A 16,561-nucleotide genomic window follows, 5' to 3' on the forward strand; every position below is an offset into this window, starting at 1 on the left:
AATTTGCCTTGAGGGTTCAAACAATTATGTACCATGTTGTCGCAGCCACCATCAACCCGGCAAAAATCCGCGCGATTGCACAGGCGTTCAACGACGTTTTCGGCGAAGGATCCTGCCATATTGAAGGGGTCGAGGTCGAGAGTGGCGTTGCTGCCCAGCCGCTGAGTGATGTAGAAACGCGAACTGGCGCACGTCAGCGCGTCGTCAATGCGCGTGCAAAAAAAGCCGATGCCGATTTTTGGGTGGCGATAGAAGCTGGCATTGAGGGCGATAGCGCCTTCGCCTGGATGGTGGTGGAGAATGCACAGCAGCGCGGTGAATCGCGTTCTGCCAGCTTTACGCTGCCACCGGTAGTGATGCGCGGCCTGGCCGCAGGTAACGAGCTGGGTGATGAAATGGCGCGCTTAACCGGTGTGGAGAATATCAAACACAAAGGGGGGGCGATTGGTGCCTTTACGCACGGCCTGCTGACCCGCTCCAGCGTGTATCATCAGGCGTTGATTCTGGCGCTCTGCCCGTTCACCCATCCGCTATATCAGCAGTAATCAGGCGCGTCCCAGACGCGCTTCCAGCCAGCGTTTCAGCTCCGGCGGCGCTTCTTTCAGGCTGTTGGAGCCACGGGTGATAGTGGCGATACCGACGCCCAGCTCGTTTTTCAGTTCGCGCTGGCTCATTTCACCGTTCATCAACTCTTCAATAATCCGCAGACGCGTACCGTAAGATTCCCGCTCATCCGGGGTCATCATCAGATGCAGCAACGGCAGTGCCACGCCATCGGCGTAGGCGTTTTGCATCAGTTCGACAAAACGCAGCCAGTTATCTTCAACAGGCTGTGCCGATTCCGGCTGGGAAGAAAGGGGTTGGCTCATGAAGGGCTTCCGTACTCATTAACGAGTACGGAAGCATAGCACAGTCAGTAGCGGCGATTCCACTCGCCATCAGCCAGAATCTTATCTGGCTTGCCCATGAAGTAACGATAGTAGGCATCATAGGCCAGCACGTTCTTCACGTAGCCACGGGTTTCCGAGAACGGAATGGTCTCGATAAAGGCGACAGCATCGAGACGTCCGCCGCTGTTATTCAGCCAGCTGCGCACCCGCCCGGGTCCGGCGTTATAGGCCGCCGAGGCAAAGATACGGTTCTGATCAAACTGCTGATAAACATATTCCAGATACTGCGTACCGATCTGAATATTGGTTTGTGGATCAAGCAGCTGGCTGCTGTTCACATAACCAGGGATGCTATACATCTTCACGGTATGGGTCGCGGTGGCAGGCATGATTTGCATCAGGCCGCTCGCCCCCACCGGCGAACGCGCTTTCGGGTTCCACGCGCTTTCCTGGCGCGAAATCGCCATCGCATAGCTCTGCGGAATGCCTTTGCCGCCGGTGTATTGCTGATACAGGTTCTGCCATGCCAGCGGGAAGCGCTCTTTCAGGCTGTCCCACATTTTAGCGGTGATGGTCGCCTGCACGCTGAGGTCCCACCAATCCTGCTCGTTGGCATAGCGCGCCAGCATCTGCTGCTGATCGCGGGTTTTGCTGGCGATCAGATTGGCCCACTCGCTGCGCGCCAGGTTATCCAGCCCCCAGTACATCAGCTCACGCACCCGAGCCAGCTCCGCGCCCTGCACCAGGTTATTGTCCGGTGCCGGGGCCTTATCAACCTGTATCGGATAATCCACCCCCAGCCGCTGCGCCGCCACCATCGGATAGAAGCCGCGCGCCTGCATCAGCTTACGCAGAATTTCGTCGGCTTCTTCTTTACGCCCCTGGGAGATCAGCAGATCGGCCTGCCAGTATTGCCACTCATCCTTCTCTTTGGCTTCTACCGGCAAACGGGCAATCCAGGTGTTCAGTCCGCGACGATCGTTATTCGCCAGCGCCAGCCGCACACGACGCTCAATCAAGGTGGTGGATTCACTGTTCATCACCACGTTATCGCGCCAGCGCGCCTGATCCGAGGTGACATCATTATCCATCAGTCGCCAGGCCACGATCTCTTTCAGCGCCTGGTCCTCTTCCGGCCCCATCTTCTGTGATTGCACCAGAATCGGAATCATCAGCCTGGCATTCTCCACATCCTGACGCGCCACGCGGGCAAAGGCGTAAGTGGTGGCCTGACGGGTAAAATCGGTCGGTCCGACGCTGCTGGCAAAGCTGGTGATGGTGAGCGGGTTCTGCTGTAACGTCATCACCGCGTTCGCCGTGGTCTGGTAATCCGCAGGCAGCATCTTCGCCAGGTAATTCACCAAGCTATCGTTGCCTTCTTTCATCGCCAGGCGAATGCGTTCGAGGATGGTGATCGGCGACAGTTGTCCACTGGATTGCCACACCGAGAACAGTTGGTCGCAATCATTGGGCAGCGCGGTGCCGCGCAGCCAGATGGATTTCGCCCCGTCAAACGCCGCCTGCTGCTGGCCAGTCGCCCATTTGGCGTAGTACCAGTTACAGCGCGCCTGCACCGGCTTGGGTTCTTCCGGGCTGAAACTCAGCAACTCCTGCCAATCCTGACGGTGTGCCAGCACGTTGACGAAACGCGTCGCCAGCGATCGCGCAGGCGGCAACGTGGGATATTGCTGAATAAAATTTTTCACCGCCAGCGGTGTTTCCTGATCGAGATCCTGCGCCAGCATCCGATATTGCAGATAAGGATAAAGCGGGTAATCCTGTAGCGTTGGCATCAGCTGCGCCACGGTATCCATCTGGTTGCTATCCCAGGCTTGTTTTATCTGGGCATAGCGCTGTCGTTGTTGATCAAGCGAATCGGCCCATACGCTGCTGGCCGCGCTGACCAGACAGATCCCTATCATCCAGTTACGCCACTTCTCCACTACGATCTCCTCTTTGTGCTGCGATCCAGCTCATGCCGGACTTCATTCATGCTAACCAGGCCCACGGCCTCTTGCCATGTTCTTCACAAAATTTACGCTCACGCACCGTCATCGACCACCCGACGCGCTGCCATTGTGCATTTATTCATCACAAAAACTTATCGTAAAAGCATTAATTGCGCCTAATCATTCTGTTACAAAAATGGCACGCCCTTTGCTCTGTTGAATTCCATCTTGTATACCAGTTGGAATTCACCCATGGCATCGACTTTTGGTCTCACAATTCAGGATTGGCAACAGCGCTATCAACAGGAACCGCAGCAGATTACTGCCCTGCTGACTGCGCACCTCAACGCCATTGATCCTCAGGACAACGCCTGGCTTTACCTCGCCACCCCGGCACAATTGCAGGCGCAAATTGAGCCACTGCTCGCCAGCTACCTGAGCAACCCGGCTGCGCTGCCACTTTTCGGCGTCCCCTTTGCGGTTAAAGACAATATCGATGTCGCGGGCTGGCCGACCACTGCTGCCTGTCCGGCGCTGACCTACACCGCCACCGCCGATGCCTTCGTCGTGGCACAACTGAAAGCCGCGGGTGCAGTGCTAATCGGTAAAACTAATCTTGACCAATACGCTACCGGCCTGGTCGGCACCCGCTCACCGTTCGGTGCGGTCAGCAATACTTTTAACCCGGACTACGTCAGCGGCGGCTCCAGTTCAGGCTCCGCCTCGGTACTGGCACGCGGTCTGGTCGGCTTCTCTCTCGGCACCGATACCGCTGGTTCTGGTCGCGTACCGGCCGGGTTTAACAACATTGTCGGCCTGAAACCCACCAAAGGCTGGTTCTCCGCCAGTGGCTTACTGCCCGCCTGTCGCCTGAATGACACCGTTTCCGTGTTTGCACTGACGGTGGAAGATGCCTTCACCGTCGCCAGCGCCGCCGGTGGTTATGATGCGGACGATGCCTACTCACGCAGCAACCCGCATACTGCGCCCGCCAGCATCAAGGCCCATCCGGACTTTGCCATTCCGGCCAACCCGGAATTCTTTGATGACAAACAAGCCGAAGCTGCCTGGGATAATGCGCTGGAGCGCCTGCTGGCCAGCGGTGCCACGCTGCATCCGATCGACTTTACCCCATTCCATCAGCTGGCAGAGCAGCTGTACTACGGCCCGTGGGTTGCCGAACGCACCGTGGCGGTGGGCGAGATGATCAACCGCCCGGAAGAGATGGATCCGGTGGTGTACGGCATCGTCAGCAGCGGTCTGAAGTACAGCGCCGTGGAGGCTTATCAGGCCGAATACCTGCGCGCCGAACTGACGCGTCAGATCCAGCAAACCCTGGCGCAGTTTGATGCCGTGGTGGTACCCACCTCGCCAACTATCCACACGCTGGAAGAGATGCAACAGGAGCCGGTGCACTACAACTCGCAGTTCGGCACTTACACCAATTTCACCAACCTGGCCGATCTCAGCGCGCTGGCGCTGCCAGCCCCGTTCCGTGCCGATGGCCTGCCTGCGGGCATCACCCTGATCGCCCCCGCCTGGCACGATCGTGCGCTGGTGGAGTTTGGCCTGCGCTGGCAACAACAGCTGGCATTGCCACTCGGTGCCACCGGCAAAGCGCAACCGACGCAGCACACCGCCTTGCCTCCTTCAGCCGACCATGTGCGTGTCGCGGTAGTCGGTGCGCATCTGACCGGTATGCCACTGAATTTCCAGCTCACCACCCGCCAGGCGGTTCTGGTGGAAGAAACCACCACCGCCAGCAATTACCGGCTGTTTGCCCTGCTTGATGGACCAATCAAAAAACCCGGCCTGCTGCGCGATGAGCAGGGCGCGGCGATTACCGTTGAACTGTGGGACATCCCGCTGGCGCGCTTTGGCGAATTCGTGGCGGAAATCCCGCCGCCGCTGGGCATTGGCTCACTGACGCTGGCTGATGGCCGCGTCGTGAAAGGTTTTATCTGTGAACCGGCGGTGCTGAAACAGGCACTGGAGATCACCGAATTCGGCGGCTGGCGCAACTGGCTGGCGACTCAGGGGAGTAAATAATCATGTTCAGCACCGTTCTGATTGCTAACCGTGGCGAAATCGCCTGTCGTGCCATCCGCACCCTGAAGCGCCTTGGCGTGAAAAGCGTGGCGGTTTATTCCGACGCCGACCGCAACGCGCGTCACGTTAAAGAAGCCGATGTTGCCATTGCGCTGGGCGGCGATAAAGCCAGCGACAGCTACCTGAAGATCGACAAAATCCTCGCTGCCGCAAAAGAAACCGGTGCTGAAGCCATCTGGCCGGGCTACGGCTTCCTGTCGGAAAGCCTGCCGTTTGCGGCCGCCTGTGAAGAAGCGGGCATCGCGTTTGTCGGCCCTACCGCCCGGCAAATCGGCGAATTCGGCCTGAAACACCGTGCGCGTGAACTGGCGGCCAGCGCCGGAGTCCCCATGACGCCGGGCACCCCGCTGCTGAGCTCGCTGGACGAGGCGCTGAGCGCCGCCGATGACATCGGTTATCCGGTGATGCTGAAAAGTACCGCCGGTGGCGGCGGCATCGGCCTGACGCGCTGCGCCGATGCGGATGCCCTGCGCAACGCGTGGGAGAGCGTGCGCCGTCTCGGCGAACAATTCTTTAGCGATGCCGGTGTGTTTCTTGAGCGCTGCATCGATCGCGCCCGTCATGTCGAAGTACAGATCTTTGGTGACGGCAACGGCAAGGTCATCGCCCTTGGCGAGCGCGACTGCTCGCTGCAACGTCGCAATCAGAAAGTGGTGGAGGAAACCCCGGCCCCCAATCTGCCGCAGGCGACGCGCGAAGCGTTGCTGGCTTCAGCGGTACGCCTTGGCGAGCTGGTGAGCTACCGCAGCGCCGGTACCGTGGAATATATCTACGACGCCGAACAGGATGCGTTTTATTTCCTCGAAGTGAACACCCGTTTGCAGGTGGAGCATCCGGTGACCGAGTGCGTCACCGGCCTCGACCTGGTGGAATGCATGCTGAAAGTGGCAGCGGGCGACAGCCTCGACTGGGCGCGGATGCAGCAGGCACCACAGGGCGCGTCGATTGAAGTGCGTTTGTATGCGGAAGACCCGTTGAAAAACTTCCAGCCCAGCCCTGGCGTACTGACTGGCGTCAGCTTCCCGGACGATGTTCGCGTCGATGGCTGGATCGATACCGGTACCGAAGTCTCAGCATATTACGACCCGATGGTCGCCAAACTGATCGTGCATGCCGCGACCCGTGACGCCGCGCTGGCTAAAATGCAGCAGGCGCTGGGCGCGACCCAGCTGCACGGCATTGCCAGCAACCTGGATTATCTGCGCCAGATCGTCGCCACCGAAGCGTTCCGCAGCGGCACCGTCTGGACGCGTTTCCTTGATAGCTTCACCCCGTCAGCCAGCGTAATTGAAGTGCTGCAACCCGGCACCTTCAGCACCATCCAGGATTTCCCGGGCCGCCTCGGCTACTGGGACATCGGCGTGCCGCCGTCCGGCCCGATGGATGATTTCGCCTTCCGCCTCGCCAACCGTATTGTCGGCAACCATGAAGCCGCTGCCGGGCTGGAATTCACCTTGCAGGGACCGACGCTGCGTTTTCACAGCGATGCGGTGATTGCCCTGACCGGCGCGGATTGCCCGGCAGATCTCGATGGTGAAGCAATCAGCTACTGGCAGCCGGTCAACGTCCGTGCCGGACAGACCCTGACGCTGGGCCGTGCGCACAGCGGCTGTCGCACCTATCTGGCGGTACGCAACGGCTTTGATGTGCCGGAATATCTTGGCAGCCGCGCCACCTTCTCCCTCGGCCAGTTTGGTGGTCATGCCGGACGCACCCTGCGCGTCGCCGATATGCTGCCGATCTCCCAGCCGCAGCTGGCCGCCTGTACCACGCCAGCTCCGGTCAGCGAGCCGCAGCCGCTGGATCATGCTCTGGTGCCGCACTACGGCAGCGAATGGCGCATCGGCGTGCTGTACGGACCGCATGGCGCACCGGATTTCTTCACCCAGGCCGCCATTGACGAATTTTTTGCCAGCGACTGGCAGGTGCACTACAACTCCAACCGTCTGGGCGTGCGCCTGGTAGGGCCGAAACCAAGCTGGACGCGCGCCAACGGCGGCGAGGCCGGGCTGCATCCCTCCAACGTGCACGATTGCGAATACGCTATCGGTGCCGTTAACTTCACCGGCGACTTCCCGGTGATCCTGACTCATGACGGCCCAAGCCTCGGTGGCTTCGTCTGCCCGGTCACTATCGCCAAAGCAGAGTTGTGGAAAGTCGGCCAGGTCAAACCGGGCGATAGCATCCGTTTCCATCCAATTAGCGCTGACGAAGCGGTGGCGCTGGAAAAAGCCCAGGCACACAGCGTCGAGACGTTGCGTCCGACCCATGCGCCCGCCTTCGAAGTGCCGTCGCTAGCCGATAGCGACCTCGGTTCCGCTACCCTGCTGGCCGCCCTGCCCGCCACTACCCGTACTCCGGCGGTGGCCTATCGCCAGGCGGGGGATAAATACGTGCTGATTGAATACGGCGACAACGTGCTGGATCTGGCGCTGCGTCTGCGCGTGCATCTGCTGATGAATGCCCTGCGCGAACGTGCGGTGCCCGGCGTGGAAGAATTATCCCCCGGCGTACGCTCACTGCAAATTCGCTACGACAGCCTGATCCTCAGCCAGCCGCGCCTGATGGCGTTGCTGCTGGAACTGGAAGCCGGGCTGGGTGATGTCAGCCAGCTGAAAGTGCCGTCGCGTATCGTCTGGATGCCGATGGCGTTTGAAGACAGCGCCACACTCGGTGCGGTGGAACGCTACAAAGAAACGGTGCGCGCCACTGCGCCGTGGCTGCCGAACAACGTTGACTTTATCCAGCGTATTAACGGCCTGGCGAGTCGCGAAGCGGTGCGCGACACCATTTTCGATGCCAGCTACCTGATCCTCGGTCTGGGCGATGTGTATCTCGGCGCGCCCTGCGCGGTGCCGGTCGATCCGCGTCATCGTCTGCTCAGCTCGAAATACAGCCCGGCGCGTACCTTTACCGCCGAAGGCACGGTAGGTATCGGCGGCATGTACATGTGTATCTACGGCATGGACTCCCCCGGTGGCTACCAGCTGGTTGGCCGTACGCTACCGATCTGGAACAAATTCCTGAAAAACGATCAATTCGCCGCCGACGAGCCCTGGCTGTTGCACTTCTTCGACCAGGTACGTTTCTACCCGGTGAGCGAAGACGAACTGACCCAACTGCGTGACGACTTCCGCGAAGGCCGGGCGCGTATCCGCATCGAGGAGACGGTGTTTGATTTCGCCGCGCATCAGCAATTCCTCGCCGAACATGCCGCCTCTATCGACGAGTTCCGTAGCCGCCAGGCTGCCGCGTTTGAGCAGGAAGTGACGCTGTGGGCGCAGGAAGAACAGAATGCGCCGCTGACCAGCGAAGAGACGCTGGTGGTGAGCGACGAACAGGATGACAGCGCACTGGCAGTATGTGCCGATATGAACGGCAACATCTGGAAAGTGCTGGTGCAGCCGGGTGACGAGGTCGAAGCCGGTCAGACGCTGATCATCGTGGAAGCGATGAAGATGGAACTGGCGATCACTGCCCCACAGGCGGGTCGCGTGAAACGTATCGCCTGCCAGGCGGGCCGTCCGGTGAGTCCGGGCGACACCCTGCTGTGGCTGGAATAAGGAAGGGTTATGAGCACTCACCCGCAACGCGGCAAAGGCCGTCCGGAAGCGCTGGCAGAGAAAGTCTACCAGGCGCTGAAGAACGATATTTTCGAGTTTCGCCTGATGCCCGGCGACCGCTTCAGCGAGAGCGAAATCGCTGAACGGATGGAGGTCAGCCGCACGCCGGTACGTCAGGCGTTGTTCTGGCTGGAGCGTGAGGGTTATGTCGAGGTGTGGTTCCGCAGCGGCTGGCAGATCAAACCGTTCAACTTCGAATACTTCGAAGAACTGTACGACTTCCGCACCGTGCTGGAACGGGAAGCGGTGCGCCGGCTCTGCGCCCTGCCCCCGTTGCAGTGCGCGGAAACCCTGACTGAACTGAAGACCTTCTGGATCGACAATGCACGACTGGAGGATGGCAAAGCCGTGTCGCTGCATGACGAAGCGTTTCATATGGCGCTGGTCAGCGCCACCGGCAACCGCGAGATGGCACGGGTGCACGCCGAACTGACTGAAAAGATTCGCATCATCCGCCGTCTCGACTTCACGCGAGACGACCGGGTCGATGCCACGTACCGCGAGCACGCTCTGATCTTACGGGCGATTTTTCAGCAACACACCGAGGAGGCACAGCGCATTCTGACCGACCATATCGCCGTCAGTAAGGCCGAGGTCAGGAAAATCACTTTACACATGTTACAGCAGGCCCGGCTTCAACCCATTGAATAACAACACATTACACATTTAGGGGTTTAAACGATGAAAAGACGTTCGTTGCTTAAGGCTTTCGCTCTCTCCGCTACCGTCGTCAGCATGGGTTTTGCCTTTGGTGCTCAGGCTGCCGATACCATCAAAGTGGGGATTATGCATTCGCTCTCCGGCACCATGGCCATTTCGGAGACGCCGCTGAAAGATGTTGCGCTGATGACGATTGATGAAATTAACGCCAAGGGCGGCGTGCTGGGCAAAAAGCTCGAACCGGTGGTGGTTGACCCGGCGTCCAACTGGCCGCTGTTTGCCGAGAAAGCCCGCCAGCTGCTGACTCAGGACAAAGTGGCGGTGGTGTTTGGCTGCTGGACTTCCGTATCGCGTAAATCGGTACTGCCGGTGTTTGAGGAGCTGAACGGCCTGCTGTTCTATCCGGTGCAATATGAAGGTGAAGAGATGTCACCGAACGTATTTTACACCGGCGCAGCCCCGAACCAGCAGGCGATTCCGGCGGTGGAATACCTGATGAGCGAAGATGGCGGCAGTGCGAAACGCTTCTTCCTGCTGGGCACCGACTACGTTTATCCGCGCACTACCAACAAGATTCTGCGCGCCTTCCTGCATTCGAAAGGGGTTCAGGATAAAGATATCCAGGAAGTGTATACGCCGTTTGGTTACAGCGATTACCAGACCATCGTTTCTAACATCAAGAAATTCTCGGCTGGCGGTAAAACTGCGGTGATCTCCACCATCAACGGTGACTCCAACGTGCCGTTCTACAAAGAACTGGCAAACCAGGGCATCAAAGCGACCGATATTCCGGTGATTGCCTTCTCGGTGGGCGAGGAAGAACTGCGCGGTATCGACACCAAACCGCTGGTGGGTCAGTTAGCAGCCTGGAACTACTTTGAGTCCGTTGATAACCCAACCAACAAAAAGTTTGTCGCCGATTACCGTGCCTACGCCAAAGCGCATAACCTGCCGAACGCCAACACCGTGGTGACCAACGATCCGATGGAAGCGACTTATGTCGGCATCCATATGTGGGCGCAGGCGGTAGAGAAAGCGGGCACCACCGACGTGGACAAAGTCCGTGCGGCGATGGCCGGACAAACCTTCAAAGCACCAGACGGTTTCACCCTGACCATGGACAAAACCAACCACCACCTGCATAAGCCGGTGATGATTGGTGAAGTGGAAGAAAACGGTCAGTTCAACGTGGTGTGGCAGACCGATAAACCGGTACGCGCCCAGCCGTGGAGCCCGTATATCGCCGGTAACGATAAGAAGCCGGATCACCCAGTGAAATCCACCCAGTAATGTTGACGGTCGCCATTGATGGCGACCGTGATCATTAACCCGCAACCACAGGGCCAGAACCATGACAATTCGCCGCTTTCTCTGCTGTCTGCTGTTGCTCCTGCCCTGGCTGGCCCAGGCGGGCGATGGCGCAGATTTCGCTGCCGCCAGTCGTACTCAACAGGCCACGCTGCTCCAGCAATGGGCCGCCGCGCCACAGGCCAGCCGCCTGCCACTGCTGGAGGCGTTGCACAATGAAACCGTGGTCATTGATGAAAACAAACAACCGTTCAGTAAACAGGACGACAAATTCCAGCCGCTCGACAGCGCACAGCAGCCGACCGGCGACGCCAAAAAACTCTTTATGAACAACCGGCTGCGCGTGCTGATCGCCAGCGCGCTCGCTGCACACCAGCTGGTGAGCGATGATCCATACATCCGCCTGCGCGCCGCGCAGCAGCTGCAAAATGATGGCGCGGCCGATCAGCTACCGCTGATTGAACAACGCCTTGCCAGCGAAAAAGACAGCAAGGTCCATGCTACGCTGGCGATGGCTGCCGCCAACCTGCAACTCGCCAGCCCGGATGCGCAGGTGCGGCTGAAAGCGGTGCAGCTGCTGGGGGAATCGAGCGATCCCAATATGCAGGCCAGCCTGCTAAACCTGACACAACCGGCGAACGAACCTGACGCCCAGGTCCGTGCCGCTGCCAGCGCCAGCCTGCAACAAATCAAACATCGCCTGATGTGGGGGGATCTGCTCGGCCAGGCGTTTACCGGCCTGTCGCTGGGATCGATCCTGCTGCTGGCGGCACTCGGGCTGGCGATCACCTATGGCCTGCTGGGGGTGATCAACATGGCGCACGGCGAGATGCTGATGCTGGGCGCGTACGCTACCTGGCTGGTGCAGAGCCTGTTCCAGCAGTTCGCACCGCAGTGGCTGGCGTGGTATCCGCTGCTGGCGCTACCGGTCGCCTTCCTTGTCACTGCGGTGATGGGCATGGTGCTGGAACGTACCATTATCCGTCATCTGTACGGTCGCCCGCTGGAAACCCTGCTCGCCACCTGGGGCATCAGCCTGATGCTGATCCAGCTGGTGCGGATGCTGTTTGGCGCGCAGAACCTTGAGGTTTCCAACCCGGACTGGCTCTCGGGTGGCATGCAGGTGCTGCCGAACCTGGTGCTGCCTTACAACCGTATTGCGGTGATCCTGTTTGTGTTTGCGGTACTGGGGCTGACCTGGCTGCTGCTGAATAAAACCCGTCTCGGCCTCAGCGTGCGCGCAGTCACGCAAAACCGTGCGATGGCGGATTGCTGCGGTGTTCCCACCGGACGCATTGATATGCTGGCGTTTGGCCTCGGTTCCGGCATCGCCGGACTGGGTGGGGTCGCCCTGTCCCAGCTGGGCAACGTCGGCCCGGAACTCGGCCAGGGCTACATCATCGACTCCTTCCTCGTGGTGGTGCTCGGCGGTGTCGGGCAGCTGGCGGGCACCGTGGTGGCCGCTTTCGGCCTCGGCATTCTTAATAAGGTGCTGGAACCGCAGATTGGTGCGGTGCTGGGCAAAATCCTTATCCTGGTGTTGATCGTGCTGTTTATTCAGAAACGACCACAAGGCCTGTTTGCCTTTAAAGGGAGGGTGATTGACTGATGAGCCAGCCGCTAACCTTAACCGCCGCGCGCAAAGCGCCGCGCCTGACCCTCAGCCTCGGCGTGATCATCGCCCTGCTGCTGCTGATCATGCCGTTCTTTGCGCTGCTGCCCGCCAGCCACCCGCTGGCACTTTCCACCTACACCCTGACGCTGGTGGGCAAAATCCTGTGCTACGCCATCGTCGCGGTGGCGCTTGATCTGGTGTGGGGCTATGCCGGGCTGCTCTCCCTCGGCCACGGCCTGTTTTTCGCCCTCGGCGGCTACGGTATGGGGATGTACCTGATGCGTCAGGCATCGGGTGATGGCCTGCCCGCCTTTATGTCGTTTCTGTCGTGGAATCAGCTGCCGTGGTTCTGGGCCGGTACCCAGCATTTTGCCTGGGCGCTGTGCCTAATCGTGCTGGTACCCGGCCTGCTGGCGCTGGTGTTTGGCTTCTTTGCCTTCCGCTCGAAGATCAAAGGCGTCTACTTCTCGATCATGACTCAGGCGCTGACCTACGCCGGGATGCTGCTGTTTTTCCGCAACGAAACCGGCTTTGGCGGCAACAACGGTTTTACCGGCTTCACCACCCTGCTCGGTTTCAACGTCACCGCCACCAGCACGCGTATCGGCCTGTTTGTCGCCACCGTTCTGTTGTTGCTGGTCAGCCTCGGCATCGGTTTTGCCCTGGCGCGCAGCAAGTTTGGCCGGGTGCTGACCGCGGTGCGTGATGCGGAAAACCGCCTGATGTTCATCGGTTACGATCCACGCGGCTTTAAGCTGTTTGTCTGGACGCTCTCCGCCGTGCTGTGCGGCCTGGCAGGCGCGCTGTATGTGCCGCAGGTGGGCATCATCAACCCGAGCGAAATGTCCCCGACCAACTCGATCGAAGCCGCAATCTGGGTAGCGCTGGGTGGACGCGGCACGCTGATCGGTCCACTGCTCGGCGCGGCAATTGTTAACGGTGCCAAAAGCTGGTTCACCGTGGCGTTCCCGGAATACTGGCTGTTCTTCCTTGGCCTGATGTTTATCCTCGTCACGCTGTTCCTGCCGCGTGGCGTGATTGGCCTGCTGCGCCGGAGGCGAGATGACTGAACCCCTGTTTACCCAACCCCATCCGGCGGATCGCCATCGAGATCAAAGCGATCCGGTGCTGCTGCTGGAAAACATTAACGTCTCGTTCGATGGCTTCCGTGCGCTGACCGACCTGTCGTTGCAGATTGGCGTCGGCGAGTTGCGTTGCGTCATCGGCCCTAACGGCGCGGGCAAAACCACACTGATGGATGTGATCACCGGCAAAACCCGTCCCGATAATGGCCGGGTGATCTATGACCAGGATACCGATCTCACCCGCCTGTCTTCGGTCGAGATCGCGCGCGCTGGCATTGGCCGCAAGTTCCAGAAACCCACGGTTTTTGAAGCGCTGACGGTGTTCGAAAACCTCGAAATCGCGCTGAAAAATGACAAATCGGTATGGGCCAGTTTGCGCGCCCGCCTCAGCGGCGAACAGCAGGATCGCATCGACGAGGTGCTGAAACTGCTGCGGCTCGGCGCTGAACGGCAGCGCAAAGCGGGTTTGCTGTCGCACGGGCAAAAACAGTTTCTTGAGATCGGCATGTTGCTGGTGCAGGACCCGCATCTGTTGCTGCTGGATGAACCGGCGGCGGGTATGACCGATGCGGAAACCGAGTACACCGCCGAGCTGTTCCGCAGCCTCGCCGGTAAGCATTCGCTGATGGTGGTGGAACACGACATGGGGTTTGTCGAGACCATCGCCGATCATGTGACGGTGCTGCATCAGGGGCAGGTGCTGGCCGAGGGATCGTTGCGCGAAGTACAGGCCGACGATCGGGTTATCGACGTTTATCTGGGGCGCTGAGATGTTACAGGTATCGGAACTGAATCAATATTACGGCGGCAGCCATATTCTGCGCGGCCTGTCGTTCGACGCTAAACCCGGTGAAATCACCTGCCTGCTGGGACGCAATGGCGTGGGGAAAACCACGCTGCTGAAGTGTCTGATGGGGCTGATTCCGGCAAAATCCGGTGAAATCCGCTGGCAGGATAAAGTGATCAACAGCCGCAAACCGCATCAGCGCGTGCAGTCCGGGATTGCTTACGTGCCACAGGGGCGGGAGATCTTCCCGCGTCTGACGGTGGAAGAGAATCTGCTGATGGGGCTGGCGCGCTTTTCAGGGGCGCAGGCCAAAGCGGTACCGGAGGAGATTTATCAGCTGTTCCCGGTACTGCGCGAAATGAAGGCACGCCGCGGCGGCGATCTTTCCGGTGGTCAGCAGCAGCAGCTGGCGATTGGTCGCGCGCTGGCCTGCAAACCGCAGCTGTTGATCCTCGATGAACCCACCGAAGGGATCCAGCCATCGGTGATCAAAGAGATCGGCGCGGTGATCCGCCAGCTCGCCCAGCGCGGCGATATGGCGATCCTGCTGGTGGAGCAGTTTTACGACTTTGCCGCCGAGCTGGCAGACAGCTATCTGGTGATGTCGCGCGGCGAAATCGTGCAACGTGGACGGGGCAATGCGATGGAAGCCGATGGTGTACGCGGACTGGTGGCGATTTGAGGTGATTTCTGGTTAACATGACCTATGTTTTTGCCAGGAAAAACCGAGAGATGGAAACCCGCCGCGATGACCGCATCACCCGCCTGGCTCAGGCGCTGAAGCGCACCGACAAACTGCATCTGAAAGAAGCCGCCCAGTTGCTGGGCGTGTCTGAAATGACCATTCGCCGCGATCTGCCCGCTGCGGCAAACGGCGTGGTGTTGCTGGGTGGCTATATCATGCGCGACCCACGCCAGCACATCGCGCATTACTTTGTCAGCGACCAACAGAACCTCAACGTAAGCAAAAAGCAGCAGCTGGCCCAGTATGCAGCTGCGCTGATTGAGCCTAACGATACCGTGTTTTTCGACTGCGGCACCACGCTGCCGCTGGTGGTGGATGCCATCGACAATGACCTGCCGTTCACCGCCATTTGCAGCGCTATCAATACCTTTCTGGCGCTGAAGGAGAAACCGAACTGTCGGGTGATTTTATCGGGCGGGGAATTTCACGCCGATAACGCAGTGTTTACCCCACTGGAGCAGGTCACGGTGCTGGACGCGCTCTGCCCAACCAAAGCTTTTATCTCCGCCGCCGGGATGGATATCCGTCAGGGCGTCACCTGCTACAACCTGAACGAGTTGCCGATTAAACATCTGGCGTTACAGCGGGCGCAGACGCGCATCATGGTGGGCGACAGCAGCAAATATGGCAAGGTACTGCCTGCCCGTATCGGCGATTTTTCGCTGTTTGATATTCTGGTGAGCGACAGCCCGCCGCCGCCCGCGTTACTGAAAGTGATGCAGGCGGCAGAGGTGAAGCTGTGTTGTGGTTAGGCCCAGCGATCGACTACCGCTTCGCCATCGCGCAGACGACGCAGGTTATCGCACACCCCTTTGATATTGCCCGCCAGTGAGATATCGGTGACGCCACCGATATGTGGCGTGGCAATCACGTTATGACGGAACACCGCATCATTCGGGTCCGGCGGCTCCTGCCAGAACACATCTAATCCGGCACCGGCCAGGGTTTTATTTTCCAGCGCCGCCAGAAACGCCGCTTTGTCGATCAGGCCGCCACGTCCAAGGTTTACCAGGAAGCTGTCTGGCTTCATCTGCGCCAACGCGGCGGCGTCGATGATGTGGTGCGTCTCGGCGCTATCCGGCAGACTCAGCACCACAAAATCGGACTCTGCCAGCAGCTGCGGCAACTGGCCGATACCGCCCGCCCAGTCGAGCTGATGCTGACGCGCAAAGGCCTCATCGGCTTCACGTTTCACGCCAATCATACGCATACCAAAGGGCGCGAGACGCTTCGCCAGCGCTTTACCGATGCCGCCCAGGCCCACCAGCCCCACGGTTTTGCCCATCAGCCCCATGCCAATCGGTTGTCCAAGGCGCTGCTGTGCCAGACACTGGGCGATTTCCTGCTGGCGACGCGCCAGACCAATCATCATCCAGATGCCCAGCTCCGCCACTGAATCAGCATTGCCGGAATGGTCGGAGGGGACGTTCGCCACCATAATGCCAGCCTTCTTTGCCGCATCGATATCGACGCCTTCCAGCCCGACACCCGCCTGCTGGATCAGCTTCAGACGATCGGCGGTGGCCAGCAGCCGTGCATCCACCCGGCACATGCCGGGCACCAGCGCATCGAATCCCGCCAGACTTTCCGCCGCATGACCGGCAGACGCCACAAACTCCACGTCGGGTAATGTCTGACGAATCGACGGTATCAATCCGCCCCAGGCATGTTCATCCGCAGCAATCAGCACTCTCATCGCACCTCCTCCCGTTTTAAGGCAAAAAGGCAGCATAGTCCGGCGACTGAGTGAGAATCAATCAGTTATCCATTTCCGGCGAGTTTCACCGCCG

13 protein-coding genes are annotated in these 16,561 nt (G+C 59.6%); 10 read left to right on the top strand and 3 right to left on the bottom strand.

The features are described from left to right. The first annotated feature begins 26 nt into the window (after positions 1–26). Entirely contained in the window at positions 27–545 is a 519-nt protein-coding gene (yjjX, locus tag RCF31_RS09720) for an inosine/xanthosine triphosphatase (RefSeq protein ID WP_313683815.1), read from the top strand. On the opposite strand, the gene trpR is transcribed toward yjjX, so the two are convergent. Both trpR and sltY read right to left on the bottom strand, forming a co-directional pair. Next, a complete protein-coding gene (gene trpR, locus RCF31_RS09725) occupies positions 546–869 on the bottom strand; it encodes a trp operon repressor (protein WP_084872518.1) in 324 nt (107 codons plus the stop codon). Positions 870–913: 44 nt separating this feature from the next. Then, positions 914–2,833 carry a murein transglycosylase gene (sltY, locus tag RCF31_RS09730; RefSeq protein ID WP_416413166.1) on the bottom strand — a complete coding sequence of 640 codons (1,920 nt, stop codon included), beginning with the start codon at positions 2,831–2,833 and terminating at the stop codon, positions 914–916. A 258-nt stretch (positions 2,834–3,091) separates the two neighbouring features. Here sltY and atzF point away from each other — a divergent pair, with 258 nt between their 5' ends. The 9 genes from atzF (at position 3,092) to deoR (ending at position 15,523) form a co-directional block, all read left to right on the top strand. Further along, a complete protein-coding gene (atzF, locus tag RCF31_RS09735; RefSeq protein WP_416413167.1) occupies positions 3,092–4,888 on the top strand; it encodes an allophanate hydrolase in 1,797 nt (598 codons plus the stop codon). A 2-nt stretch (positions 4,889–4,890) separates the two neighbouring features. Next, a complete protein-coding gene (gene uca / locus RCF31_RS09740) occupies positions 4,891–8,511 on the top strand; it encodes an urea carboxylase (protein WP_416413169.1) in 3,621 nt (1,206 codons plus the stop codon). 9 nt (positions 8,512–8,520) lie between these two features. Continuing rightward, positions 8,521–9,222, top strand: coding sequence for a GntR family transcriptional regulator (locus RCF31_RS09745; protein WP_416413171.1), 702 nt, complete (start codon positions 8,521–8,523; stop codon positions 9,220–9,222). 30 nt (positions 9,223–9,252) lie between these two features. Continuing rightward, positions 9,253–10,521 (top strand): urea ABC transporter substrate-binding protein, encoded by a 1,269-nt coding sequence (gene urtA, locus RCF31_RS09750; protein ID WP_299457570.1) that lies wholly within the window; start codon positions 9,253–9,255, stop codon positions 10,519–10,521. A gap of 61 nt (positions 10,522–10,582) precedes the next feature. Continuing rightward, positions 10,583–12,148, top strand: coding sequence for an urea ABC transporter permease subunit UrtB (gene urtB, locus RCF31_RS09755; protein ID WP_416413172.1), 1,566 nt, complete (start codon positions 10,583–10,585; stop codon positions 12,146–12,148). Further along, entirely contained in the window at positions 12,148–13,224 is a 1,077-nt protein-coding gene (gene urtC / locus RCF31_RS09760; RefSeq protein WP_208713939.1) for an urea ABC transporter permease subunit UrtC, read from the top strand. The genes urtB and urtC overlap by 1 nt, the downstream gene beginning before the upstream one ends. Then, on the top strand, positions 13,217–14,008 hold the full coding sequence (urtD, locus tag RCF31_RS09765) for an urea ABC transporter ATP-binding protein UrtD (RefSeq protein ID WP_299457575.1): 792 nt from the start codon (positions 13,217–13,219) through the stop codon (positions 14,006–14,008). The genes urtC and urtD overlap by 8 nt, the downstream gene beginning before the upstream one ends. Before the next feature lies 1 nt (position 14,009). Then, the gene (urtE, locus tag RCF31_RS09770) at positions 14,010–14,708 is read left to right on the top strand and encodes an urea ABC transporter ATP-binding subunit UrtE (protein ID WP_416413174.1); all 699 of its coding nucleotides are present in this window, start codon (positions 14,010–14,012) and stop codon (positions 14,706–14,708) included. A 50-nt stretch (positions 14,709–14,758) separates the two neighbouring features. Continuing rightward, positions 14,759–15,523 (top strand): DNA-binding transcriptional repressor DeoR, encoded by a 765-nt coding sequence (deoR, locus tag RCF31_RS09775; RefSeq protein WP_299457579.1) that lies wholly within the window; start codon positions 14,759–14,761, stop codon positions 15,521–15,523. On the opposite strand, the gene RCF31_RS09780 is transcribed toward deoR, so the two are convergent. Continuing rightward, complete coding sequence (locus RCF31_RS09780) at positions 15,520–16,467, bottom strand: 2-hydroxyacid dehydrogenase (RefSeq protein WP_299457581.1); 948 nt, start codon at positions 16,465–16,467, stop codon at positions 15,520–15,522. The two genes, deoR and RCF31_RS09780, sit on opposite strands and share 4 nt — an antisense overlap. Positions 16,468–16,561: the final 94 nt, after the last annotated feature.

Origin of the sequence: Pantoea sp. App145 (genome assembly GCF_047947045.1) — a bacterium.
Classification (GTDB): domain Bacteria; phylum Pseudomonadota; class Gammaproteobacteria; order Enterobacterales; family Enterobacteriaceae; genus Pantoea.

Excerpts from the sequence above, each read along its gene's own strand:
- yjjX (WP_313683815.1), top strand. The coding sequence starts at position 27 with ATGTACCATGTTGTCGCAGCCACCATCAACCCGGCAAAAATCCGCGCG.
- trpR (WP_084872518.1), bottom strand. The coding sequence starts at position 869 with ATGAGCCAACCCCTTTCTTCCCAGCCGGAATCGGCACAGCCTGTTGAA.
- atzF (WP_416413167.1), top strand. The coding sequence starts at position 3,092 with ATGGCATCGACTTTTGGTCTCACAATTCAGGATTGGCAACAGCGCTAT.
- uca (WP_416413169.1), top strand. The coding sequence starts at position 4,891 with ATGTTCAGCACCGTTCTGATTGCTAACCGTGGCGAAATCGCCTGTCGT.
- RCF31_RS09745 (WP_416413171.1), top strand. The coding sequence starts at position 8,521 with ATGAGCACTCACCCGCAACGCGGCAAAGGCCGTCCGGAAGCGCTGGCA.
- urtA (WP_299457570.1), top strand. The coding sequence starts at position 9,253 with ATGAAAAGACGTTCGTTGCTTAAGGCTTTCGCTCTCTCCGCTACCGTC.
- urtB (WP_416413172.1), top strand. The coding sequence starts at position 10,583 with ATGACAATTCGCCGCTTTCTCTGCTGTCTGCTGTTGCTCCTGCCCTGG.
- urtC (WP_208713939.1), top strand. The coding sequence starts at position 12,148 with ATGAGCCAGCCGCTAACCTTAACCGCCGCGCGCAAAGCGCCGCGCCTG.
- urtD (WP_299457575.1), top strand. The coding sequence starts at position 13,217 with ATGACTGAACCCCTGTTTACCCAACCCCATCCGGCGGATCGCCATCGA.
- urtE (WP_416413174.1), top strand. The coding sequence starts at position 14,010 with ATGTTACAGGTATCGGAACTGAATCAATATTACGGCGGCAGCCATATT.
- deoR (WP_299457579.1), top strand. The coding sequence starts at position 14,759 with ATGGAAACCCGCCGCGATGACCGCATCACCCGCCTGGCTCAGGCGCTG.
- RCF31_RS09780 (WP_299457581.1), bottom strand. The coding sequence starts at position 16,467 with ATGAGAGTGCTGATTGCTGCGGATGAACATGCCTGGGGCGGATTGATA.